Genomic DNA, 23,427 nt, shown 5'->3' on the forward strand with positions numbered 1-23,427 from the left:
TCTCGAAGTGACTTTCAGCTCGCCCGGCTTCCTGTTCGGCTTCATGCCGATCGTGTTTCTGCTGTATTTTTTTCTCCCGGCACGCTCGCGCAATGCGTTTCTGGTGCTGGCGAGCTTCGCGTTCTATTTCGTGGATGCCGGGCTAGTGTCGGTGGTTCTGCTGGGATCGGTGGTCGTCAACGCGGTCATTGGAAACGCGCTCCATCGCATGCCCGCGGATGGCCGAGCCCGCGCCTTGCTAACAGTGGGCGTGGTCGCCAATTTGGTACCGCTGATCTACTACAAGTATTGGAACTTTATGCAACGCGCGGTGCTGGACGCGGGCACCGCGCTCAACATGCCCGGGTCATCGACGTTCAGCGACATCGTGCTGCCCGCCGGAATTTCGTTTTTCACTTTTCAGGGCATCTCTTATATCGTCGACATCTATCGTCGTGATGCGCCGCCAGCACCGACGCTGGTCGATTTCGGCATGTACCACACACTCTTTCCGCAGCTTATCGCGGGGCCGATTGTGCGCTACGCCGAACTGGTGAATCGCATTGAGCACCGGCCCATACGCCTCGAAGATGTCCATGCCGGCCTACTGCGCTTTTGCCTGGGATTGGCAAAGAAAATCGTCATCGCAGACAACGTCGGCGTGGTGGCCGATCGAATGTTCGGATTGCCAAGTGATCAATTAGGCATGGCTGCCGCTTGGATCGGTCTTCTTGCGTATACGCTGCAAATCCTCTTCGATTTCTCGGGCTACTCCGACATGGCTATCGGCATGGGCCGCATGCTGGGTTTCAAATTTCCCGAGAACTTCAACCAACCCTATCGCTCGCAAAGCATCACCGAATTTTGGCGACGCTGGCATATGACTTTGTCGCGCTGGTTCCGCGATTACCTCTACATTCCATTGGGCGGCAATCGCGCGGGTCCGGTACGCACTTACGTCAACCTGCTAGTTGTCTTCATTCTGTGCGGGTTGTGGCACGGCGCTGCCTACACGTTCTTGCTTTGGGGGCTGTTCCATGGCCTGTTGCTGGTTGTGGAGCGTCTGGCATCAAACCGTTTCGGCCAGGCACCACACGGTTTCGGTGGCTGGCTAATGACCTTGCTGCTCGTCATGGTGGGATGGGTTCTGTTCAGGTCGCCTTCTGCGAGCGTGGCTGGAAATTACCTAGCAGCGATGTTGGGCCTCAGTGCAGGTCAAACGCCGGCTGTTGCTTGGGCCGTGTTGACCTCGGACAAATTGCTGTTCCTGGCGATCGGCAGCGTTGCAGTGCTGGTGCCCGAGGACTGGCGTCTCACCGTCTGGCGCCTCACTGATAGATCCTTTGCCGCGCCGATTGTCTCGCTTGGCGCTTTGGCGCTCTTTTGCTATTCAGCCGCCTTGATTGCGGCCAACGGATTCAATCCGTTCATCTATTTCCGGTTCTGAGATGCGATCTGCCGTCACCCATCGAATCTTCATTGCGACCTTTTTGCTCCTTACGCTGCTTCCAGGCCTGCAAATGCTCACGCGGCTGGCGCCGGAGTTCGAGGTCGACGAGCAACGCACATTGGCCAAGGCACCAAGCATCGAGCAGCCGGATCGCTATCTGCGGCAGGCCAACACCTGGTTTGCGGAGCACTATGGCTTCCGCTCTCTGCTGATACGCATAAAGGGAACCATCGATTACCGGGTATTCGGCGTCTCAGACAAGGTGCACGTGGGGCGTGACGGCTACTTGTTCTACCGCGGCACGCTCGATGTTGAAAAGCCTGCTATTGAAGCGTATCTGGCAACGCATGAAGCTGCCGTCGTGGACGGCGTGCGGCGCTACGCGGACGCGCTTCAGCAAAACGGCATCGGCATGGTGATGGTGGTCAACCTACTGGGCGACCGGTTTATCCCCGAGAATTTGCCGACTTCAGTGGCGGCGCGCGAGCCAATGCGTCGCATCGACCATCTCATCGGTGAACTGTCCACGATACCGAACCTGAGTTTTATTGACAGCACTGCTCTACTGCAACAGACCTCACAGTCGAGGCCGATCTTCCACCGCACCGACTTCCACTGGAATGATCCGGCAGCTTTCCCGGTAGCTAAGGCCATTGTCGACAACATGAGCCGCGCAGAGGGTCTGGATCGCAGCGTCTGGACGCATCAGTTGGTGACGCAAGCACATACATTCAGCGGCGGAATCGCGCGCTTCATGCCATTGCTAAATCCGCCCAATGAGGTTTCGCTGTTCACGCAACCCAACTGGCGCTGGCCTCAAGGTTTCACAAGCACACTAACCGAAAGCCCCTACGAAGAAATCACGCGGACGACTCCCGGCACACCGGGCTTGCTTCATCCGGTGCTTCTGGTGGGCGATAGCTTTCTCGACGCGTTAAACCGCAACGGGTTTACCGCGTATTTCAGTGAAACTTATCGGCTGAGATGGACGACCACGCTTACTCTTCCTGCAATAAGCGATGCGATTCCACGCGACGCGCGATGGGTGGTTGTCCAGTTCATTGAAGTCGCCGGGCCTGCACTGCGCGCATTTAGCGAGCCCGAACAGGTGACGGCCGCGATCGCAAAACTAAAGCAGCGCCGGCCCTGACCTTGGGCTCATAGGGTCCGTTGGGACTCGGATTAGCCTCGCAAACGCACGACCCGTCAACCGGTGATGCGTCGCTGCATTTCAAACATCGGAATTGACCTTAGTGCGCTCCACCGACAAGTAAGTCAAGCGCTTCATCTCCTGCCGCCCACGCGTTATTGAGTCCAAAATCACGCCGCACACCAAAGACAGCATTGTGAGGATCATGATCGATGCGCACAGTACTGCCGTCGGCAATCTTGGCACTAATCCGTCTCGCCAGAATTCCTGAAGGATCGGAATCGCAAGCCCAACAGAAATCAATGCGCATACTAAGGCCAAGAGACCGAAGCAGTGCATAGGTCTTTCACTCACATAGAGCCGCAGGATTGTCCGAAGGATCCGAAAACCGTCTTTGTAGGTCGACAACTTGCTCTGCGAGCCCTCAGGGCGCGCAAAGTAGGACGTGTCGATCTCACCGTAAGGCATGCGAAGCTCGAGGGCGTGCACTGTTAATTCGGTCTCTATCTCGAAGCCGCGAGACAGCGCCGGAAAAGACTTGGCGAAGCGTCTTGAAAAAGCGCGATAGCCCGAAAGCATATCCGTGAAAGCCCCGCCAAAGATGCTGCCGACCCCGCCCGTCAGGACTTGATTCCCAAGTTGATGTCCACGCCGATATGCGTCTGCGGCGATGGAAGCCTCGGTCTTCCTGCAGGCGACCACCATGTCCAGTCGCTCGTCTAGAAGTTTGTCGACCATTGCCGTGCACGTCGATGCGTCATAGGTTGCATCACCGTCGGTCATAACGTAAATGTCCGCTTCAATATCCGCAAACATACGCCGCACGACGTTCCCCTTGCCCGATAGTTGAACCTGAACCACCATCGCGCCTTCATCGCGAGCAATCTGGGCGGTTCGATCGGTGGAGTTGTTGTCGAAGACACAGATGGATAATTCAGGCAACTGCGCTCTGAAGCCACGAATGACTTCGGCAATTGCAGCTTCTTCGTTGTAGCAAGGCACGATAAGCGCAATGCGTTGCCCGCGATAGAGCCGAGGGGTGGCAACTGCCGCCGGAAGTGTAGCGGTCGATGTCATTGTCGTACGGGTTCGTTTACTGTCATCGGAATGAAGGCACCTTTGTACTCACAAATCGAATAGCTTTCGATTCGACCTCTTACCTCGGTACAAACATAGTCTCCGCCGAAAGCGGGTAGTCCGACGACTTTGATAGCTAAAGCCGCTGCAACCTTCTCTGCATCCCGGAATATGACACGCAGAGGCAGCCGCGTTGCCTGCGGAAGTTGCAGTTTTTGAGCAACCAGGCTGTTGATCGGTGAAGACACGTTCAGTTTGTAAAAAACGCTGGCGGGATGGAGAAACGGAAACACGAAGGAGAGGGGCTCACCTACAACCAGGTAAGTCGCAGGTGTAGATGCAATCTGCTGGTCGATTTTTAGATCAAACGCGTTAGGTACGGCGGAAATGTCTTTTCCATGATTCCAGTCCGGAACACGTGTCAGGTAAAGGCACCCGAGCAGCAGTAATGCCATGCAAAACGAAACCACCTTTGCACTGTTGAGCAACGTTGCCATGATGATCCAAACGAAGATTCCCAAGAGCAACTCGATCGGGATCAAATAGCGCTGATAGGCGAAGCTAAATGCCCAGATTACGCCACCTAGAAAGACAAACGCACCAAACATCAGGTTGCCAGGTGCGCTTCGCATGCGCCGAAAAGCTAGAAATCCCAGGGGTACGATTGCTACGACGACAATCAGCCGCGGATCGGCAAAGCTGATCTCCGATGTTTTGTAGGTGCCTCTCACCGCATCCCCGAGGAATCGAAAAAACTCGGCAAGGGAATGGAATCGCCACCGCTCGTCTCGAAAATTGCTGTACTCGAAATAAGGTGAGCGAAAAATACCGTTGTAAAAGGGAAATAATGGATTTTTCCAAGCTTTGTAGACACTAACGTACCACCCCGCAGTTAGCGCAAAGCCTGCGGTCATCCCGGCAGAGAGTGCCAACGTGCGCCCTATGGTCTTGCGAAGATTGACGTTCAAGCTTGCCAATATCAATGCCGCGGCCAAAGCGACAGCGTAAGGGGCATTGGTCAACTTCAACCCGCTTGCAATCCCAATCGGAATACCAGCAATCAGCAGCCACCACATCGGGCGAACGGCGTCCTGATTCCTCAACTGGCGCATGCACATCAGAACGCTAAGAAGCACGAGCGGGGTGGTGGATGACGAGAAGAACGTAGTGCCCAACTCCCCCCACCAGAGCGGCGCGAGAAGAGTCAAAGCCAACGCGAGCAATGCACTAAAGCCATAACCCGCAGGGCCAAGGCCCTTCTTGCTTTCGAGCACAACCATCGCAAGCAGAGGCAATGAAAGCAGCTGCACCGAAAGGATTAGCCACGCGCTGAAAGGGAATGCGAGATATCTCAGAGCCAGATAAGACACCGCGTTAACCGCTGGATGCAGATACGTCTGAATACCGGCGGCTGCGACGTCACGACTCAATCCACCGTTTAGAAAAGCGTATCCCGAGTAGTAGTGGTAGTTCAGCAGATCCCAGTTCTGGTCCTGCCCCCGCGCATCCACGAAATAGACCGCGTAACCTCCCACACCCAGGCACAGCATAGCTAACCACACGCCAATGCTCGGCATGCGCGTTGCAAGGTGCCCTTTGGAAATTTCAGGAATCGTTGAGCTTAGAAGCGCGGAGCCAGGCGTCTCGGCCCTTCTCGCGCCCATCAATCGACAACCTCGGCAGCAAGGAACGACGTGCCAGCTTGGTCTTTAGGTGAGAGCTTCGGCGACGTGCCGATATCCGGCCAGGCAATTGCGAGCTTGGTGTCACTCCATACTATTGCGCGCTCATGTGCCGGCGCATAGTAATCTGTAGTCTTGTACAGAAACTCTGCCGTCTCCGTCAGCACTAGGAAGCCGTGCGCGAAACCTGAGGGTATCCACAACTGCTTGTGATTGGCCTCGCTGAGTTCAACGCCGACCCAATCGCCAAACGTTGCCGACGACTTTCGAATGTCCACTGCCACATCGAATACCGCACCGCTCGTCACCCGTACCAACTTCCCCTGCGGCTGTTGAATCTGATAGTGCAGCCCACGCAGCACACCCTTCGCCGACCGCGAATGATTGTCCTGAACAAACTCGACATGCCGACCGACCGCTTCGTCGAATGCCTTCTGGTTAAAGCTCTCGAAGAAGAATCCGCGCGCATCGCCGAACACCTTGGGCTCGATCACAAGCACATCGGGAATCGCAGTGGGAGTTACCTTCACGAGCGCACCTCATCCGCCAACAAATGGTTCAAGTATTTGCCGTAGCCGTTCTTCTGCAATGGGGCGGCCAAGCGCTCCAACTGCGCACGATCGATAAATCCTCTCCGCCAGGCAATCTCTTCCGGGCAGGCTATCTTCAAGCCCTGCCGGTGCTCCAGCGTCTGAATGAACTGAGCCGCTTCGAGCAAGCTCTCATGCGTACCCGTGTCGAGCCATGCGTAACCACGCTGCATGATCTGGACGTTGAGCTGCCCGAGGTCCAGGTAGGTTTGGTTGACCGCAGTGATCTCAAGCTCGCCGCGCGCACTCGGCTTCACTGCCTTGGCAATGTCGACCACCTGGTTGTCGTAGAAGTAGAGGCCGGTCACGGCATAGCTGCTCTTCGGCTTGAGCGGCTTTTCTTCGATGCTGCTGGCCTTGCCCTTCGCATCGAAAGCGACGACCCCGTAGCGCTCCGGGTCTTGTACGTGATACGCAAACACGGTCGCGCCGGCGTCGCTCTTATCGGCATCGCTCAACAGTTGCTCGAAGTCGTGGCCGTAAAAGATGTTGTCGCCCAGCACCAGCGCGCTTGGCGCATTGCCCAAAAACTTGTCGCCGATGATGAATGCTTGCGCCAGGCCGTCAGGGCTTGGTTGCACCGCGTATTGCAGGTTCATACCCCATTGGCTGCCATCGCCAAGCAGTTGCTCGAAGCGCGGCGTGTCTTGTGGCGTGCTGATGATGAGCACATCGCGAATGCCGCCAAGCATCAAAGTGCTCAGCGGGTAATAGATCATCGGCTTGTCGTACACGGGCAGCAATTGTTTGCTAATGGCGAGTGTGGCCGGGTGCAGGCGAGTGCCTGAGCCGCCGGCGAGGATGATGCCTTTGCGTTGGGTCATGGATTTATCTCTTCCCTGTGTGTCTTGGTCAAAAGGTTTCGCGCAGCATCCGCGCCACACCCGCTTGCCAATGCGGCAATGTCAGTCCGAAAGTCGACTGCAGCTTGCTCGTGTCGAGCCGTGAATTCTGCGGTCGCGTAGCAGGTGTCGGAAAGGCGCTGGTCGGTACGGCATCGACAGTGGACGGCGATGCCTTCAGTTCGACGCCGGCCAGTCGGGCTTGTTCGATGACGAACTTTGCGTAGCCGTGCCACGAGGTTTCTCCGCTTGCGACGAGGTGATACCGCCCGGTCTTGCTCTCGTCTTGCAAGGTCGCTCGAATCGCGTGCGCAGTCACATCGGCCAGTAGTTCAGCTCCCGTCGGGGCGCCGAACTGGTCGTCAATGACCGTCAGGCGCTCCCGCTCCTTTGCCAGCCGCAGCATCGTCTTGGCAAAGTTGCCGCCGCGCGCGGCGTACACCCAGCTCGTGCGGAAGATCAGGTGCCTTGGGCAGTTCGCCGCGACCAGTTGTTCGCCTTCGAGCTTGGTGCGGCCATAAACGCTAAGCGGCCCCGTTGCGTCGTCTTCGCGCCAGGGCTTGCTGCCGCTGCCGTCGAAGACGTAGTCCGTCGAGTAGTGGACCATCAACGCACCGATCTGTTTCGCGGCTTCTGCCACCACACCCGGCGAGGTCGCGTTGAGCTTGCGCGCGAAGTCGGGCTCGCTCTCGGCCTTGTCGACGGCGGTGTGGGCGGCGGCGTTGACGATGACGTCGGGTCGCACTTTCAAGACCGTTGCGGTCAGCTGCTCAGGGCGGCTGAAGTCGGCGTTGAAGTCTGTGCTGTCGAAGTCAAGTGCGACGAGTTCGCCCAGCGGCGCCAAGCTGCGTTGTAGCTCCCAGCCGACCTGGCCGCCCTTGCCTAGCAGCAGCACCTTCATGCGGCTGCTTTCGCTGATGCAGAGTCGTACTGCTTCTCGACCCATTCGCGATACGCACCGCTCTGCACGTTGCGCACCCACTCCCCGTTCGCCAGGTACCACTCGACCGTCTTGCGGATCCCGGTGTCGAAGGTGTCGGCGGGCTTCCAGCCAAGTTCCTTTTCAATCTTGCGGGCATCGATGGCGTAGCGGCGGTCGTGGCCGGGGCGATCGGTCACGTAGGTGATCTGTTCGCGGTAACTCTTGCCGCCCGCCTTGGGACGCAGCTCGTCGAGCAGCGCGCACACCGTATTGACGATTTCGATGTTCGGCTTCTCGTTCCAGCCGCCGACGTTGTAGGTTTCACCCAGTCTGCCCGCTTCGAGCACGCGGCGGATGGCGCTGCAATGGTCTTTGACGTAGAGCCAGTCGCGCACCTGCATGCCGTCTCCGTACACCGGCAGCGGCTTGCCTTCGAGCGCGTTGACGATCATCAGCGGGATGAGCTTTTCGGGGAAATGGAACGGCCCGTAGTTGTTCGAACAATTGGTCGTCAGCACCGGCAATCCGTAGGTGTGATGCCAGGCGCGCACCAGGTGGTCGCTTGCAGCCTTGCTGGCCGAATATGGGCTGTTGGGCTCGTACTTGTGGTCTTCGGTGAAGGCTGGGTCGGTCGCCGACAAAGAGCCGTAGACCTCGTCGGTTGAGACGTGCAGAAACCGGAAGGCGGCTTTTTGATCGGCCGGCAACGCAGCCCAGTGGCCGCGAACGGATTCGAGCAACCTGAAAGTGCCGAGCACGTTGGTCTGCACGAAGTCTTCGGGCCCGTGGATAGACCGGTCGACATGCGACTCGGCCGCGAAGTTGACGATCGCACGCGGCTTGTGTTCTGCGAGCAGGCGGTCGAGCAAGGCGCTGTCGCCGATGTCTCCCTGCACGAAGACGTGCTTGGGGTTGCCCTTGAGCGACGCGAGCGTCTCAGGGTTGCCGGCGTAAGTGAGCTTGTCGAGATTGACGACGGCTTCGTCGCTTTGCGCGAGCCAATCGAGTACGAAGTTGGCACCGATGAAGCCGGCGCCGCCTGTAACTAGGATCATGGGGTCCCCTGCTGTTATAAACCAACCGCCTCATGGCAGCGGAACCGTGAAATTATCCCATCTGGTTGCATAGGCACCGGTCGCGGTCGGTTGGCTTCGGGAACGCAGGAGCATGGCTCTAGACTTTCCGCTTTGTTTCACAAAGCTTAGGTCAGCGCCATGCTCAAGATAGTAGACAGGTTGTCGCGGCTCGCCGGGCAGTTTCGGGGGTTTCAACGACCGACCGAAGCGTCTTTGAAGCCGACGAATGCGCAGCAGGCTTTCGACGCCCGGATGCTCGACGGACCTGTAGAAATGGCAGGCGTATGCCCGGTGTGTGGCGACAAAAGCTGGTTCGAAGGTTTTAGCGACAACGTGCGCGAATCCGGCACATGCTCGACGTGCCAATCTTTCAATCGTCAGCGGCAGATGGCGCATGCCATCCGGACGCGATTCAAAGTGGGAAGCACCGGCCCATTCCGCTTTCCTTCCGGCTTTGTGATCTACAACACCGAGACCACGGGTGCTCTGCACCATAGACTTTCTGCGACCGATGGCTATCTTTGCTCCGAGTACTTCGGAGACGAGTTCCTGCCCGGCCAGGATGTCGGTGGTCGAAGACACGAAGACCTGCGCGCCCTCTCCTTCCCGAGCGATTCAATCGATCTCGTCATGTCCAGCGACGTCATGGAGCACATGCCTGACCCGTACGCTGCCCACCGAGAAATATTGCGGGTTCTCAAGCCCGGCGGAACCCACATTTTTACGGTGCCGTTTGTCGCGACGATGGCAACCGACCAGATCAGGGCAAAGCTTGTCGACGGCGAAATTCAATACCTTGAAGAAAAGGCCTTTCACGGCGACCCGGTGCGGCCCGATGAAGGTGTGCTGGTGTGGACCATCTTCGGCTTGGAAATGTTCGCCCGACTGGAAGCCTTGGGGTTCGAGACTGCAGCTCGAAACCTGTTTTTTCCTGATGAGGGCATCGTAGGTGCGTGGTCTCTTATCTTCGAGGCGCGTAAGTCTCGTTGAGACCTTAGAGCCCGCGCTCTAATGGCGCTGCGCAGTCACCGCTAGAGTGCGCCAATCCGAGCCTTTCACTTCCGGCTCTCCACTCATCAGGATCAGCATGCCCACCAAAGACGACGACAAGTCCGCCGACCGCGTCAAGGATTCCGCCCAGCAGATCTGGCTTGCCGGCCTCGGCGCCTTTGCCAAGATGCAGCAGGAGGGCAGCAAGGCCTTCGAGGCGCTGGTGAAAGACGGCGCGGGCATGCAGAAGAAGACGCAGCAGGCCGCCGAAGAAACTCTGGCACAAGCGCAGGCTCGCATGGCCGGGCTGGCGAGCGACATCGGCACCAAGGCGGCAGGCGGCTGGGGCAAGCTGGAGAACATTTTTGAAGAGCGCGTGGCGCGCGCGCTCGAAAAGCTCGGCCTCCCGTCGGCTGCGGAGTGGACTGCACTGCAGGCGAGGGTGAAGGCGCTCGAAGCGCAACTGGCGCAAGGCGAGCAAACCAACGCTTCGCCCTCTTCGGCAGCGGCGTCCGCGCCTCGTCCGGCACGCAAGACATAGGCTGCGGCAAATCCATAGCGTTGCCCAAGATAGGGGGTCTGCGCTGACCCCGCTCCGGTCCGAGTTGCGCTAGAGTGACCTCAGAGACAAAAACCGAGGCACCGTCATGGCCAAGAAGGCGCCACGCCGAACAGCGCAACGCATCCTCGAAGCAGCACTGGAGCTGTTCAACCGCTTCGGGGAACCGAACGTGTCGACCACGCTCGTGGCGGGCGAACTCGGCATCAGCCCCGGCAACCTCTACTACCACTACCCCGCCAAAGACGAGCTGATCAACCGGCTCTACGAAGCCTACGAAACCGAGCTCGACGAGTTGCTGCACGCCAGCGAGGGCGTGCACGACGTCGAAGACGCCTGGTTTTTCATGCACAGCCTGTTCGAGCTGATCTGGCGCTACCGTTTTCTGTACCGCGATCTGAACGATCTGCTCAGCAAGAACCGGCACTTGGAGACGCAGTTTCAGCTGGTGCTCAAGAACAAGGTGCGCGCCATGCGGTCGCTGCTCGCGGGCCTGAGCCGCGCGGGGCACCTCGACATCGACATGCGAGAGGTCGATGCGCTGGCGCAAAGCATGGTCGTGGTGCTGACCTACTGGCTGAGCTACGAATACGTTCGCAACCCGCGCGAGGCGCTCGAGCCGCAGCACGTACAAGGCGCCCTGCTACGCGGCGCACAGCACACGCTGCAGTTGCTCGCGCCGTATCTGGAGCTTGAGCAGCGCAAGCATTTGATGACGCTGACGGCCGCGTATGCGCCGAGCGCGTCGCGCACGCCGGACACGCCCGGCAGCTCGCCAAAAATGGCTGCAGCCTGAAGCCACCGATGCCTCCTCACGATTTCAGACCGATCTCGCTCATGACGCCCGGTACCGCGCCGGTGGTCGGGGTCTGGGCACGCGTGCCGTACCCGGATGTGCCGGCCATCGATGCAGCGACACTCGAAGTGCAATGGCGGCAGCTGCACGCCGGCCAAGGCCTGCAAACGCCGCCGCCCGAGCCGCTCGTCGAGGGTTGGGTGCGCTATCACAGCGGCGATTTTGAACAGGCGGTAGACATCGGGCTGCTGCACGGCAGCCACGGTTTGGCGTTGGCCAACCAGGCGACCGCCGTCTATGCCAACTATCTGGAGCGGCGCGAGTCGGTGCGCCTCGCACTGTTTCGACAGGTCGCCGAGCGCGCCGGTGCGCAGGCAACCGCCGAGCCGGACAACTGCCAGGCGCTCTACTGGCAGGCCTACGCGTTGGGTCGCTACGCCGAAGGCATCAGCGTGGCGCGTGCCTTGGCTCAGGGCTTGGGCGGCAAGGTGAAGCACTCGCTCGAACGCGTGATCGCGCTGCAGCCCCACCATGCCGACGCCCACATCTCGCTCGCCGCCTTTCATGCAGAGGTGATCGACAAGGTCGGCCCCTTGGTGGCCCGTATGACTTACGGCGCGCGCGCAGAAACCGCCATCGAGCTGTTCGAACGCGGCCTCGAACTGCATCCCGATTCCGCCAGCGGCCTCATGGAGTACGCCCGTGGACTGCTCGTGCTGCACGGCGACGGCCACCTGGCAGAAGCGACACGCCTCTATGAAAAGGCGGCGGCGCTCAAGCCGGTCGACGCCCGCGAAAGGCTCGACGTGGAACTCGCGCGCGCGGGGCTGTCAGACTGACGTCTTTCAATTTCCAGACACACGACGAATGTCCGACACGAACGATATCCAGGCTCGCTTCGAAGCAGCCGAGGCCCAGTCCAAACTGCTGCCAGAACGCCCCGACAACGTCACGCTCTTGAAGATCTACGGCCTCTACAAGCAAGCCACGCTGGGCGACAACTGCGAAAAGAAGCCCAGCTTCAGCGACTTCGTGGCGCGCGCCAAGTGGGACGCGTGGACGGCGCAAAAAGGCGTCAGCGCGGATGAGGCGAAGCAGAAGTACATCGACTTGATCGAATCGCTGCGCTGACCGCGCGGGTCGTGTTGGCCTTCTTAAAGCCAGCCCTTCCCGTACCCGTCGTCCTCTTCTTCCGCCGGCTTCGTCCCCAACACCTCATCGATATTGCGGGCGATCTTTGCGCTGATCTGGTCGCTGAACGCGCTGAACAAGAAGCCCAGCTCTGCGGTGAGGGTGAGCGAATCGGCGGTGACTTCTAGCGTGCCGTCGATGCCGGGACGGGTGAACTGCGCGACGTCACGGGCTTTGCCTTCGGTGTAGTCGCACTCGATCTCGAACTGTTCTCCGGCCTGTTCGATCCATTTGCGGGCGGCGGCTCGTGCGCCTTTCATGCCCAGCGTGTGGGTGCGTTCGATGTGAATGTCAGGCACCGCGGCCTCCCGTATTTTTTATGGTTGTGGTGGTTGGCGACGTGGCTGCCCGTGTCGCGGGAGCGATCATCGCAGCAGATGCGGCGAGTGCCTTGTCAGCCGGGGCGCCCAGAGCTTCGAGCGCGGCATTGCGCTGCGGCTTTTCCATCGCCGCCAGCCGTTTGACGGCCGCATAGAAGCGCGGCCAGTCGCGGCCCTGCTGCTCGAACAGCGCCTCGAAGTTGGGCACGAGGTCGTCGTACGCCGCCTGCGCGCCGAACATCGCGTTGTTGGCGCGCGCGACCCAGCCGTCGTAAGCGCCTTGGCGCGGGCCGGGCCAGCTTGCCCGGAGCGTCGCGTAGCGCACGCGGAAGTCGTCGAGCGCGGCCTTCTTCATCGCGGCCACCGCGGTCCAGTCGCGCGATTCGGCTTCCTTCGATTCGTAGATGGCGGTCAGGGCGCGGCGGGTTTGCAGGGTCAGTGCGCGGAATTGCTGGCGGCGGCCGTCGAATTGCGCATAGTCGGCGCGTGCCTGTGCGGTGTCTTCGCGCTGCAGCCACATCGCGCCGCCGATGCGCTCGACCGCGGTGGCGTACGACTCGTTGAACAGCGTGTCGTCGGGCACGTAGAGCACCTGGTGCGCCAGCTCGTGAAAGACGATGCGCGCGAGTTCGCCGTCGGGGTAGCCGATGAAAGTCGAGAGCAGCGGGTCGCCGCCGGCCCAGTTCATGTAGCCCAGCGTCGAGTAGGCGGGCACGGGGTAGACGGCGACTTCGAGCCCTTGCGCGGATTGCGCTGCGGCTTCTGTCTTGGCGGCGGCCTCGTCGTAGTAGCCGCGGTAGCCGACGCATCCTGCGATGGGGAAGCACCATGTCTTCAGCTGGAGCGAGTACTCGGGGGCAGCGACCACGTTCCAGATGGCTGCAGATCGATGCAGGTCAGCGTAGCCGGTGTAGCTGCGGTTGTCGGGCAGGCCGAGGTCGGTGACGGCGAAGCGGCGGATGCGTTGGGTAAGTTCCAGCTTGGCCTTGAGGGCCGGGGCGGTGGCGGGGTCGGCGAGCCAGGCGGGCACAGAGCGGGCGGCGCGCATGAGGTCGATGTGGCCGTGGGCGGATTGCCAGTAGTAGCCCAGGTCGGCGCAGCCGGTGAGGAGGGACAGGGCGGCGGCCAGGGCTATGGATGGGAGCGTTCTCACAGGTACGGTGCCCTCACCCTAACCCTCTCCCGGGGGGAGAGGGAATAACGCGGGGAGAGGGGTTAACGCGGCGCGTTCTACCTGCACCAGGCAGTCGTAGAACGTGGGCCCGCGGCCGATGTCGGTGAGGCGCTGGCTGGTGAGCTGGTTGACGTTGGTGCCGTCCATGCCCAACTTGCGCCACCAGATGCCCATGCCATGCACGACGCCCGGACGGGCGCGGCGCGACACCTCGGCTCGGCAGCGGTGTTCGCCGCGGCTGTTGAAAACCCGCACGGTCGCGCCGTCTTCGATGCCGCGTGCAGCCGCATCGTCGGCGTGGATCTCCAAAAGCGGCTCGACTTCGATCGCGCGCAGACTTCTCACATTGACGAAGGTCGAGTTGAGGAAGTTGCGCGCCGGCGGCGAAATCATGGCGAGCGGGTATTCGGTCGAGCTGCCGGCTGGTTCGTAGTTGGGCACATGGTCGGGCAAGCCGTCCTGGCCTTGGGCCTGCAGGCGCGCGCTGAAGAACTCGCAGCGGCCCGATGGCGTTGGAAAGTTGCCTTCGGCAAAAGGCGCTTCGGGCAACTTCACGCTGGTGAAGCCTTGCGCGAGCAACTGTGCGTAGTCGATCGCGTCGTCGGCGAACGCGCTGCGGCAGATCGCCTCGTCGTCGTCCGAAAAGCACGGTTCGTCGAACTCCATGCGCCGCGCCAGCTCGCGAAACACCCAGGCGTTGCTGCGCGCCTCGCCACGCGGCGCCACCGCCGGGCGATTCAGCAGCACATCGGTATGGCCGTAGCTGGTGTGAATGTCCCAGTGCTCCAGCTGGGTGGTGGCGGGCAACAGGTAGTCGGCATAGTCGGCGGTGTCGGTCTGAAACTGCTCCAGCACCACCGTAAAGAGGTCTTCGCGCGCGAACCCCGCGACCACCTTGCCCGAGTCCGGCGCGACGGCGACCGGGTTGCTGTTGTAGACCACGATCGCTTCGACCGGGTGGGCCGCATCGAGCAACGCATCGCCGATGGCGCTCATGTTGATGGTGCGCGGACGTGGGCTCGGAATCAAATCTGGCCTGTGCAGCGCGGCGCGATCGACCGGGTACTGCCCGGAGCTGCTCAGCAGCAAGCCACCGGCGCGATGACGCCAAGCCCCGACGAGGGCCGGCAGGCAGGCCACGGCACGCGCCGCATTGCCGCCGCCGCGCACCCGCTGCATGCCGTAGTTCAAACGGATGGCGGCCGGCTTGGTCGTGCCATACGCCTGCGCCAAGGCAACGATCTGCGCCTCCGGCACGCCGCACACCGCGGCCGCACGCGAGGGTGGCCATTGCAGCGCGCGCTCGCGCAGCGCGTCCCAGCCCAGCGTGTGCTGCGCGATGTAGTCGTGGTCGAGCCAGTCGTTGACGATGAGCTCATGCATGAGCGCCAATGCCAGCGCTGCATCTGTGCCGGGCAGCAACGCGATGTGCTCGTCGCACTTGTCGGCGGTTTCGGTCTTGCGCGGGTCGATGCACACCAGCCGCGCGCCGGCGCGCTTGGCGGCCTGCGCATGGCGCCAGAAATGCAGGTTGCTGCCGATCGAATTGCTGCCCCAGATCAGGATCAGCTTGGCCTCTGCAAAGAACTCGACCCGCATGCCGACCTTGCCGCCCAGCGTGTAGACCATGGCCTCACCGCCGGCGGTCGAGCAGATGGTGCGGTCGAGCAACGACGCGCCGAGCTTGTGGAAGAAGCGCCGGTCCATCGACTCGCCCTGCACCAGCCCCATGGTCCCGGCGTAGCTGTACGGCAGGATCGATTCAGGGTTCGCGCTGGCGATGGATTTCAGCCGCGCTGCGATGTCGTCGAGCGCCACCTCCCACGTCACCGGCTCGAACCGGCCCGAGCCTTTGGGCCCGACGCGCTTGAGCGGTTGCACCAGCCGTTCGGTGTGGTCGTTGCGCTCTATGTAGCGCGAGACCTTGGTGCAGAGCACGCCGCCCGTGTGAAAGTGATCGGCATTGCCTTGCAGCTTGATCGCCTTGCCGTCCTGCACGGTGGTGACCAGCGCGCAAGTGTCGGGGCAGTCGTGCGGGCAGGCGCCCAGCACGGTGGAAGTTCTGGAATTTCCAGGAAGCACAGGGGATGCGAGGGCCATCGCCCGAGTCTAAAACGCAAGCGCCGAAAAGAATGCGCACGCCGCAAAAGCTCAAGGCGACAGCATGCGGGTCAATGAATAGATCGCCAGCCCGACCAGCCCACCCACCAGCGTGCCATTGACCCGGATGAACTGCAGGTCGCGCCCGATGTTGCGCTCCAGCTCGGCCGTCATCTCGTCGGCATTCCACTCGTGGACGCGCTCGACGATGTAGCGCCGGATGTCTTCGCGGTAGCGCTCGATCGCAGCCGGCGCGGCCGCCTCGATCTGCTCGTTGATCCAGCGGCGTATCGGCTCGTCGCGCTGCAACCGTGCGCCGAGCGAGCCCGCCATCGTGACGACACGCTGTCGGATGCTCGAATCGTCGCGCGCCAGGTCGGCATGCAGCCAGGCCAGCAACTCGTCCCACAGGCCGTGCGTGTATTCGGCCAACGCCGGGTGCGCCTGCAGCTCGGCACGGATCTGCTCGCCGCGCGCCTGGAATTCCGGGTCGTGCTTGAGCTTGACCACGAAGTCGCCGACGAACGCATCGAAGCGCTGCCGCAACGGGTGCGCCGGCTCGGCGGCCAGTTCGCCGATGGTGCGCGCCACGGCCGCGACGATCTTTCGCGTGGCGGCGCGGGCGGCCACCTGGTCGAGCCCGACGTAGCGCAGCGTCTTGATCTCCCGCGCGATGGCTTCGGTGATGCGGCCCTGTAGCTCATCGCCTTCGATCAGCCCCGCGACTTGGTTCAGCACGTCGTCGAGCAGCGCCTGATGGCGGCCACCTGCGGTGAGTGCGTCCAGCGCCTGGCCTAGCAAGCGCGACAGGTCGATCTGCGCCAGCCCAGCGGTCACCGTACGACCGAGAAAGTCGCGCACCCGTGCGTCGTCCAGCGCGCCCAGGCCGTAGCGCGCCACCGTGACCGCGTGGTCGCCCAGCGCGCGGGCGTGCGCGGGGGAAGCCAGCCAGTCGGCAAGCCGCGCGGCGGCGTCGAACTCTTTCAACTTCGACAGCACCTGCGAGGTGCTCAGGAAGTTGTTGCATATAAAGCCGGCGAGGTTGGCGCCGATGCGGTCTTTGTTGGCCGGGATGATGGCCGTGTGGGGAATCGGCAGGCCGAGCGGATGCCGAAACAGCGCGACCACCGCGAACCAGTCTGCAATGGCGCCGACCATCGCGGCCTCCGCAAAGGCGGCCACGTAGCCGAGCCACGGATGGCGCGGCTCGAAGGCTTTGGCCAGCGCGTACAGCAGCGCTGCGGCGCAGAGCAGGCCGAGCGCGATGCGTTTCAAGACGACGACTGCGGCAAATGCAGAGGCAAAAACGCCGGCAGGTTCAACGCCAGCAAGTTCAACGGATATCGCGCGTGATCGACAGCCCCTGAAGGAACTGCTCGCAGCGCGCGAGTTGCGCCAGCGTGACGAACTCGTCCGGCTGATGCGCCTGCATGATGCTGCCGGGGCCGCACACCACCGTCGGAATGCCGGCGCTCTTGAAGATGCCCGCTTCGGTGCCAAAAGCCACCAGCGTGGTGCGCTGCTCTTTCGACAGACGCTGGGCCAGCTTGGTGATCGGCTCGTTGGCGGTGCTCAAAAAGCTCGGCACCTCGCAGATCGTCTCGAAGGTGAAGCCGGCGTCGGGCGCAACGCGTTTCATGGCTTCTTCGGCGCGCGCGGCGTAGGCGACGACTTCTCTCTGCATGGCTGCCGCATCGGCAGTGGGAAGGTTCCTGAATTCGTAGCGGAACTCGGCGTCGCGCGGCACCACGTTGTCGGCGATGCCACCATGAAACTGGCCGACGCTGGCGGTGCTGAACGGCACATCGAAGCCTTCGTAGCGGCGCTCGCTGTTCTCGAAGCCATCGGCCATGTCGCGCACCTTGTTGACCACGCGCGCCGCCATCTCGATGGCGTTGACCGACTGCGGCGTGAGCGACGAATGGGCCTCTTTGCCGCGCACGCAACACTTGTACCGGTACACGCCTTTGTGGGCGATGGCCGGCACCATGTTGGTGGGCTCGCCGATGATGCAGGCCACCGGCTTCACCAGCTGCTCCTTCATGTCGGCGATGAGCTCCCTGACGCCGAAGCAGCCGACTTCTTCGTCGTAGCTGAAAGCGAAATGCACCGCGTAGGGCGAATCGCTTTCGATGAAGTGCTCGGCATTGGCCAGCGCGATCGCAATGAAGCTCTTCATGTCGGCGGACCCGCGGCCGTAGAGGCGGGGCTCGGCGCGCTCGACCTCGCCATCGGCACGCAGGCCTTCTTGCGGCCAGTCCTGCACCATGGCGGAGAGCGGATCGACCGTCCAGTCCTGGCCGTCCCACGGCACGGTGTCGGTGTGGCCTGAAACGATGATGCCGTTGGGCTTGCCGGCGCCCAGCGTGGCGAAGAGGTTGGCCTTTTTCTTGTCGGCGCTGTAGGTGAGGCGGCTGCGCACGCCCAGGCCGGCAAGGTGGTCGCGGGCAAAGTCGATCAACTCGAGATTGCTGTTCGCGCTCACCGTGTTCATGCGCACGAGGGTCTGGGCAAATTCGAGGCTGCGGGCAGAAAGTGTTTGCGACATGAATTTGATTGTCCGGGAAGTCGGATGCGCCGCGCATTCGACTGAAGCGTCATAGTGCCGGTGTAGGCTGCAGTTTTACTCTCACGGAGTCAGTTTGATGATGAAACCATTTGCAACGGCACTCACTGCCGCCGCAACGCTCGCACTCGTTGCATGCGCCATGCCCGGTGCCGATTCGGCCAAGGGCCTGATCACCCTCGACGGCAAGCAGCCGCTGGTTGTCGCGCACCGTGGTGCTTCAGGTTATCTCCCGGAAGAGACGATGGAAGCCTATTCGCGCGCCGTCGAGCTGGGTGCCGACGTCATCGAAATGGACCTTCTCATCACCAAGGACGGCGTGCTGGTCGCGCGGCACGACCCCAACCTGGCAATCAGCACCGACGTCGCGAGCCATCCCGAATTTGCCGCGCGCAAGAAGACGATGAAAGTCGACGGCGAAACGCAGACCGGCTGGTTCATTCATGACTTCACCCTGGCAGAAGTCAAGACGCTGGGCGGTATCTCGACCGACGCAGAGCGGCCCCAGCAATTCAACGGCAAGTTCAAGGTCGCGACCTTCCAGGAGATCCTCGACTTCCAGAAGCTGAAGACGCGCGAAACCGGCCGCGCCATCGCGATCTACCCGGAAACGAAGAACCCGACCTGGTTCCGCGACATGGGGTTGCCGCTGGAAGACAAGCTCATCGCGATGATCAACGCCGCGGGCCTGAACAGCAAAACTGCGCCCATCTACGTGCAGTCGTTCGAGCCCGGCAGCCTGAAATACATGAAGAGCAAGGGCTTGAACACCAAGCTGATCCAGCTCATCGACGGCGACGGCATCGACATGAAGACCGGCGCCATGACCTATGCGATTCCGGTCGACCGGCCTTACGAATGGGCCAAGTCCGGCGACGCGCGCACCTTCAGCGCGATGGTGACGCCGGCCGGCCTGGCTGAAATCAAGACCTATGCAGACGGCATCGGCCCGTGGAAGCGCTACCTCATCAGCATCAAGGGCACGATGGGCGCCGACGGCAAGCCGGTCGACGTCAACAAGGACGGCAAGATCAACGATGCCGACGCCACCTCGATCACGCCGACGACGCTCGTTGCCGACGCGCACAAGGCCGGCCTCTTCGTGCATCCCTTCACTTTCCGCAACGAAAACCGTCGTTTGCCGATCGACTACGCGGGCGACCCGAAGAACGAGTACCTGGCGTACTACCGTTTGGGCGTGGATGGCGTGTTCACCGACTTCACCGACACCGCGATCGCTGCCCGCACAACGTACATGAGAGAAATCGGGCGCTGAGCAGCATTCCGGGGGCAAGGGAGCCGCGCCGTGCCACCCGGCACGGTACTGGCTAGACTGGCGTTTTGACCGCTACGCCAGTCCACCCCCAATGAAACTCATCGACTCCCTCGTTACCCAGGCCGCCGGCATCGCCTCGATCCGGCGCGACATTCACGCGCACCCTGAACTCTGCTTCAAGGAAGTGCGCACCGCCGATGTGGTGGCAGCCAAGCTCACCGAATGGGGCATCCCAATCCATCGCGGGCTGGCGACCACCGGCGTGATCGGCATCGTCAAGAACGGCACCAGCGACCGCGCGATCGGCCTGCGCGCCGACATGGACGCCCTGCCGGTCACCGAGCTCAACACCTTCGCCCACGCCAGCCAAAACCAGGGAAAGATGCATGCCTGCGGCCACGACGGCCACACGGCGATGCTCCTTGCTGCGGCCCAGCACCTGGCCAAGAACCGGAACTTCGACGGCACGGTCTACCTGATCTTCCAGCCTGCCGAAGAAGGCGGTGGGGGCGCCCGCGAGATGGTCAAGGAAGGCCTGTTCGAGAAGTTTCCGATGGACGCGGTGTACGGCATGCACAACTGGCCGGGCATGAAGGTCGGCCAGTTCGCGGTGAGCCCCGGACCTGCGATGGCGTCGAGCAACGAATTCAAGATCACGATCCACGGCAAGGGCGGCCATGCGGCGCTGCCGCACACCGGCGTCGACCCGCTGCCGGTGGCTTGCGAGATGGTGCTCGCGTTTCAGACCATCCTCACGCGCAACAAGAAGCCGACAGACACCGGCCTGATTTCGGTCACGATGATTCATGGCGGCGAAGCCAGCAACGTGATCCCCGACACCTGCCAGCTGCAGGGCACCGTGCGCACCTTTACCCATGAAGTGCTCGATTTGATCGAGTCGCGCATGAAGAAGATCGCGGAGCACATCGGCGCCGCGCACGACTGCGAAGTCGACTTCTACTTTCACCGCAACTATCCGCCGACCATCAATTCGACGGCGGAAGCCAACTTCGCGCGCGGCGTGATGGCGAGCATCGTCGGCGAAGACAACGTGCTGGTGCAGGAAGCTGCGATGACAGCCGAAGACTTCTCCTTCATGCTGCTTGCCAAGCCCGGCGCCTATGCCTTCATCGGCAACGGCGACGGCGCGCACCGCGACATGCACCACGGCGGCGGGCCGTGCACGCTGCACAACGCCAGCTACGACTTCAACGACGATTTGATTCCCCTCGGCGCAACCTGCTGGGTCGAGCTGGCGGAGCAATTCCTCAAAGCGCGGAGCATCGCGTGATCGGGGTTGTCGAAGCCTTTTCCCCGACCTATTCGATCGCGCGTGCCAAGTTCCTGAAGGCGTGCGCCGCGGCTGGCCTGACGGTCGATTCGCATGTGCATCCGCTCAAAGGCGGTGAAGGCGAAGAGATCGCGATGGACGTCGCGCTCGACGGGGCAGCCGATGCAAAGCAGCTGCTCATGGTCACCAGCGCATGCCACGGCGTCGAAGGCCATTGCGGCAGCGGCGTGCAGGTGTTCTCGCTGTACGACGACGAGTGGCGCGACAAGGCGCGCGCAGCCGGCGTCGCCGTGCTTTATGTTCATGCGCTGAACCCGCACGGCTTTTCGCACGGACGGCGCGTCACCAACGAGAACGTCGACCTGAACCGCAACTTCTCCGACTACACGAAGCCGTTGCCGGTGAATGCGGCCTACGCCGAACTGCACGCGCTGCTGCTGCCAGCCGCCTGGCCGCCGACACCGGACAACCAGGAAGCCATCAACGCGTGGATCGCGACGCACGGCGTGGCGGCCTACCAGGCTGCCGTTACCGGAGGGCAGTACCAGTTCGAAGACGGCTTGTTCTTCGGCGGCAAGGCGCCGACCTGGAGCAACCAGACCTTCCGCAAGGTGCTGCGCACGCATGCGCAATCGGCGCGTGGACTGGCATGGATAGACCTGCACACCGGCCTCGGACCCAACGGCCTCGGCGAACGCATCTTCGCGGCCCGCGACGACAAGGCCGCCTACGCGCGCGCCAACGCCTGGTGGGGCACGCCGGAGATGCCGGTGACCTCGATCTACGACGGCTCGTCGACCTCGGCCTTTTTGACAGGCCTGATGTGCGGCGCGATATACGACGAATGCCCCGCGGCCGACTACACCGGCATCGCCCTCGAATACGGCACGCAGCCCATCATGGAGGTGACCGGCGCGCTGCGGGCCGACCACTGGCTGTACCAGCATCCCGAGGCGCTGGCTGAGCTGGCGTCATCGATCCGCGCGCGCATGCTCGAAGCGTTCTATACCAATGCGGATGCGTGGAAGGGCCAGATCATCAGTCAGGCGCGGCAGGCGATGTTCCAGGCGGTGGACGGCCTCACGGCCGCCCATTCCGCTCGCTGAGTCGACTGAGGCCGCGGCATTCCGCGGCAGGCCGCGCTCAGGCGGCGCGCGCTTCGGCGATGACCAGCAGCCCGTCCATGATCAGGCTCTCGACCAGCTCGAAATTCACGTTCATGGAAGGCGCCATCTTCCAGCCTGCACCGCCGGTGATGTAGCAGGCCGGCTCGGCCCCGCAGTGCGTTCGCACGTGCTGCACCATGCGCTCGACCGCACCTGCGATGGCGTAGGTGCCACCACTGGTCAGCGCATCGCTGGTGTTGGTCGGAAACTCCCGCACCTCGCCGGTCGGCACATGCAGCCCGGCGGTGCCCGACTCCAGCGCGCGCAGCATGATTCCGTGGCCCGGCAAGATGAGGCCGCCGAGGAACTTGCCTTCAGCGTCGATCGCCTCGACCGTGACCGCGGTGCCGATCATCACGACCACCATGGGGCGCGAGCCTTTGTCGAGTTCGCGCTGTTGCGCCAGCATGCGATGGCGCGCGCCGATCATCGCCACCCAGCGGTCGGCGCCGAGCCGCGTCGGATGGTCGTAGCCGTTGACGACGCCCGCCTCCGCCGCGCTCGACACCACCCAGCGCGGCGAGCAATCGAAGCGCTCGTGGACCTGTTCTTCGGCGCGACGCCGCACCGCATCGCCCGCCACCACGCAGCCGAGCATCGAGACGGGCGCGATGGGCAAATCGGCCCACGGACCGTCGGCCAGCTTCTCGATGTGATCGAGAAACTCGGCCCCCGAAGCCAGCGCGACGGCACCGGGACGTGCCATGTCGTAGAGGGCCCACTTGAGCCGGGTATTGCCGATATCGATCGCGAGAAACGCCATGCGCGGGATTATCAGCCTCGGCGCCTCAGTTCTGCTTCCACGGCAAGCCATGAAAGCGCCAGCCCCCAGTGCGTCCGCGATGGCCTTCGGCATCGGGGTTGCCTTCGAAGCCTTCCAGGATGTTGTAGGCCTCGATGCCCAGTTGCATCGCGCGTTTGGCAGCCGGAATGGAGCGCACGCCGCTGCGGCACAGCAGCACGGCCTTCTTGCCTTGCGGCACCGCCGCACGCATCGCGCTGTCGAAGCCTTCATTCATCGCCATGCCCGGCCACTGCTTCCATGCCAGTGGCACGGCGCCGGGCACGTAGCCGACCCATTCGCGCTCGGCATCGCTGCGCACGTCGATCAGCACGGCCGCATCGGTGGCGACCCATTGCGCTGCCGTTTGCGGCGTGATGTCACCGGCGTAGCCTTCGGCGGGATCAATGGTCGAAGGCGCGGATTTGTCAGATGGTTGGGTCATCCGG

Annotated in this window: 23 protein-coding genes; 10 read left to right on the forward strand and 13 right to left on the reverse strand. The window is 62.2% G+C overall.

All coding sequences use genetic code 11. The features are described 5' to 3' along the window. Nucleotides 1-7 precede the first annotated feature (7 nt). Together QN397_RS03620 and QN397_RS03625 are read left to right on the forward strand one after the other, a co-directional pair. Nucleotides 8-1,426: an MBOAT family protein gene (locus tag QN397_RS03620; protein ID WP_323500117.1), complete on the forward strand. Its 1,419-nt coding sequence runs from the start codon at nucleotides 8-10 to the stop codon at nucleotides 1,424-1,426. Nucleotide 1,427: 1 nt separating this feature from the next. Continuing rightward, the gene (locus tag QN397_RS03625; protein ID WP_323500118.1) at nucleotides 1,428-2,579 is read left to right on the forward strand and encodes an alginate O-acetyltransferase AlgX-related protein; all 1,152 of its coding nucleotides are present in this window, start codon (nucleotides 1,428-1,430) and stop codon (nucleotides 2,577-2,579) included. An 81-nt stretch (nucleotides 2,580-2,660) separates the two neighbouring features. On the opposite strand, the gene QN397_RS03630 is transcribed toward QN397_RS03625, so the two are convergent. From QN397_RS03630 to rfbB, 6 genes are all read right to left on the reverse strand, one after another. Then, entirely contained in the window at nucleotides 2,661-3,656 is a 996-nt protein-coding gene (locus QN397_RS03630; RefSeq protein ID WP_323500119.1) for a glycosyltransferase, read from the reverse strand. Further along, nucleotides 3,653-5,233 carry a hypothetical protein gene (locus QN397_RS03635; protein WP_323500120.1) on the reverse strand — a complete coding sequence of 527 codons (1,581 nt, stop codon included), beginning with the start codon at nucleotides 5,231-5,233 and terminating at the stop codon, nucleotides 3,653-3,655. The genes QN397_RS03630 and QN397_RS03635 overlap by 4 nt, the downstream gene beginning before the upstream one ends. 86 nt (nucleotides 5,234-5,319) lie before the next feature. Continuing rightward, nucleotides 5,320-5,868, reverse strand: coding sequence for a dTDP-4-dehydrorhamnose 3,5-epimerase (rfbC, locus tag QN397_RS03640; protein WP_323500121.1), 549 nt, complete (start codon nucleotides 5,866-5,868; stop codon nucleotides 5,320-5,322). Continuing rightward, the gene (gene rfbA / locus QN397_RS03645; protein WP_323500122.1) at nucleotides 5,865-6,752 is read right to left on the reverse strand and encodes a glucose-1-phosphate thymidylyltransferase RfbA; all 888 of its coding nucleotides are present in this window, start codon (nucleotides 6,750-6,752) and stop codon (nucleotides 5,865-5,867) included. The genes rfbC and rfbA overlap by 4 nt, the downstream gene beginning before the upstream one ends. A gap of 28 nt (nucleotides 6,753-6,780) precedes the next feature. Next, complete coding sequence (rfbD, locus tag QN397_RS03650; RefSeq protein ID WP_323500123.1) at nucleotides 6,781-7,671, reverse strand: dTDP-4-dehydrorhamnose reductase; 891 nt, start codon at nucleotides 7,669-7,671, stop codon at nucleotides 6,781-6,783. Further along, the gene (rfbB, locus tag QN397_RS03655) at nucleotides 7,668-8,747 is read right to left on the reverse strand and encodes a dTDP-glucose 4,6-dehydratase (protein ID WP_323500124.1); all 1,080 of its coding nucleotides are present in this window, start codon (nucleotides 8,745-8,747) and stop codon (nucleotides 7,668-7,670) included. Before rfbB ends, rfbD begins: the two co-directional genes overlap by 4 nt. A gap of 159 nt (nucleotides 8,748-8,906) precedes the next feature. On the opposite strand from rfbB, the gene QN397_RS03660 reads away from it, so the two are divergent. The 5 genes from QN397_RS03660 (at nucleotide 8,907) to QN397_RS03680 (ending at nucleotide 12,244) form a co-directional block, all read left to right on the forward strand. After that, entirely contained in the window at nucleotides 8,907-9,758 is an 852-nt protein-coding gene (locus tag QN397_RS03660) for a class I SAM-dependent methyltransferase (protein WP_323500125.1), read from the forward strand. A gap of 97 nt (nucleotides 9,759-9,855) precedes the next feature. Next, a complete protein-coding gene (locus QN397_RS03665; RefSeq protein WP_323500126.1) occupies nucleotides 9,856-10,299 on the forward strand; it encodes a phasin family protein in 444 nt (147 codons plus the stop codon). Nucleotides 10,300-10,405: 106 nt separating this feature from the next. Further along, on the forward strand, nucleotides 10,406-11,113 hold the full coding sequence (locus QN397_RS03670) for a TetR/AcrR family transcriptional regulator (protein ID WP_323500127.1): 708 nt from the start codon (nucleotides 10,406-10,408) through the stop codon (nucleotides 11,111-11,113). A gap of 41 nt (nucleotides 11,114-11,154) precedes the next feature. Then, complete coding sequence (locus QN397_RS03675) at nucleotides 11,155-11,952, forward strand: hypothetical protein (RefSeq protein WP_416352300.1); 798 nt, start codon at nucleotides 11,155-11,157, stop codon at nucleotides 11,950-11,952. 28 nt (nucleotides 11,953-11,980) lie between these two features. After that, on the forward strand, nucleotides 11,981-12,244 hold the full coding sequence (locus QN397_RS03680) for an acyl-CoA-binding protein (protein WP_323500129.1): 264 nt from the start codon (nucleotides 11,981-11,983) through the stop codon (nucleotides 12,242-12,244). Nucleotides 12,245-12,267: 23 nt separating this feature from the next. Here the strand turns inward: QN397_RS03680 and QN397_RS03685 are convergent, their stop codons facing one another. Genes QN397_RS03685 through argE form a run of 5 tightly spaced genes read right to left on the reverse strand, consistent with a single transcriptional unit; the run spans nucleotide 12,268 to nucleotide 18,446 of the window. After that, nucleotides 12,268-12,603: a polyhydroxyalkanoic acid system family protein gene (locus QN397_RS03685; RefSeq protein WP_323494972.1), complete on the reverse strand. Its 336-nt coding sequence runs from the start codon at nucleotides 12,601-12,603 to the stop codon at nucleotides 12,268-12,270. Continuing rightward, nucleotides 12,596-13,777, reverse strand: a complete 1,182-nt coding sequence (locus QN397_RS03690) for an aminopeptidase (protein ID WP_323500130.1) — start codon at nucleotides 13,775-13,777, stop codon at nucleotides 12,596-12,598. The genes QN397_RS03685 and QN397_RS03690 overlap by 8 nt, the downstream gene beginning before the upstream one ends. Before the next feature lie 18 nt (nucleotides 13,778-13,795). Continuing rightward, entirely contained in the window at nucleotides 13,796-15,898 is a 2,103-nt protein-coding gene (locus QN397_RS03695) for a molybdopterin oxidoreductase family protein (protein ID WP_323500131.1), read from the reverse strand. Nucleotides 15,899-15,949: 51 nt separating this feature from the next. After that, nucleotides 15,950-17,173, reverse strand: coding sequence for a DUF445 domain-containing protein (locus QN397_RS03700; RefSeq protein WP_323500132.1), 1,224 nt, complete (start codon nucleotides 17,171-17,173; stop codon nucleotides 15,950-15,952). Nucleotides 17,174-17,231: 58 nt separating this feature from the next. Then, entirely contained in the window at nucleotides 17,232-18,446 is a 1,215-nt protein-coding gene (gene argE, locus QN397_RS03705; protein ID WP_187054222.1) for an acetylornithine deacetylase, read from the reverse strand. A gap of 100 nt (nucleotides 18,447-18,546) precedes the next feature. Here argE and QN397_RS03710 point away from each other — a divergent pair, with 100 nt between their 5' ends. From QN397_RS03710 to QN397_RS03720, 3 genes are all read left to right on the forward strand, one after another. Continuing rightward, nucleotides 18,547-19,740 (forward strand): glycerophosphodiester phosphodiesterase, encoded by a 1,194-nt coding sequence (locus QN397_RS03710; RefSeq protein WP_323500156.1) that lies wholly within the window; start codon nucleotides 18,547-18,549, stop codon nucleotides 19,738-19,740. 91 nt (nucleotides 19,741-19,831) lie between these two features. Beyond that, nucleotides 19,832-21,031, forward strand: coding sequence for a M20 aminoacylase family protein (locus QN397_RS03715; protein WP_323500133.1), 1,200 nt, complete (start codon nucleotides 19,832-19,834; stop codon nucleotides 21,029-21,031). Continuing rightward, entirely contained in the window at nucleotides 21,028-22,137 is a 1,110-nt protein-coding gene (locus tag QN397_RS03720) for a M14 family metallopeptidase (RefSeq protein WP_323500134.1), read from the forward strand. Before QN397_RS03715 ends, QN397_RS03720 begins: the two co-directional genes overlap by 4 nt. A gap of 37 nt (nucleotides 22,138-22,174) precedes the next feature. Here QN397_RS03720 and QN397_RS03725 read toward each other — a convergent pair whose 3' ends face one another. Then, nucleotides 22,175-22,960, reverse strand: coding sequence for a type III pantothenate kinase (locus QN397_RS03725; RefSeq protein ID WP_323500135.1), 786 nt, complete (start codon nucleotides 22,958-22,960; stop codon nucleotides 22,175-22,177). Between the two features lie 25 nt (nucleotides 22,961-22,985). Then, nucleotides 22,986-23,423, reverse strand: coding sequence for a rhodanese-like domain-containing protein (locus tag QN397_RS03730; RefSeq protein ID WP_323500136.1), 438 nt, complete (start codon nucleotides 23,421-23,423; stop codon nucleotides 22,986-22,988). Nucleotides 23,424-23,427: the final 4 nt, after the last annotated feature.

The sequence above is a fragment of the Variovorax sp. RTB1 genome, from assembly GCF_035018765.1.
GTDB lineage: Bacteria > Pseudomonadota > Gammaproteobacteria > Burkholderiales > Burkholderiaceae_C > Variovorax.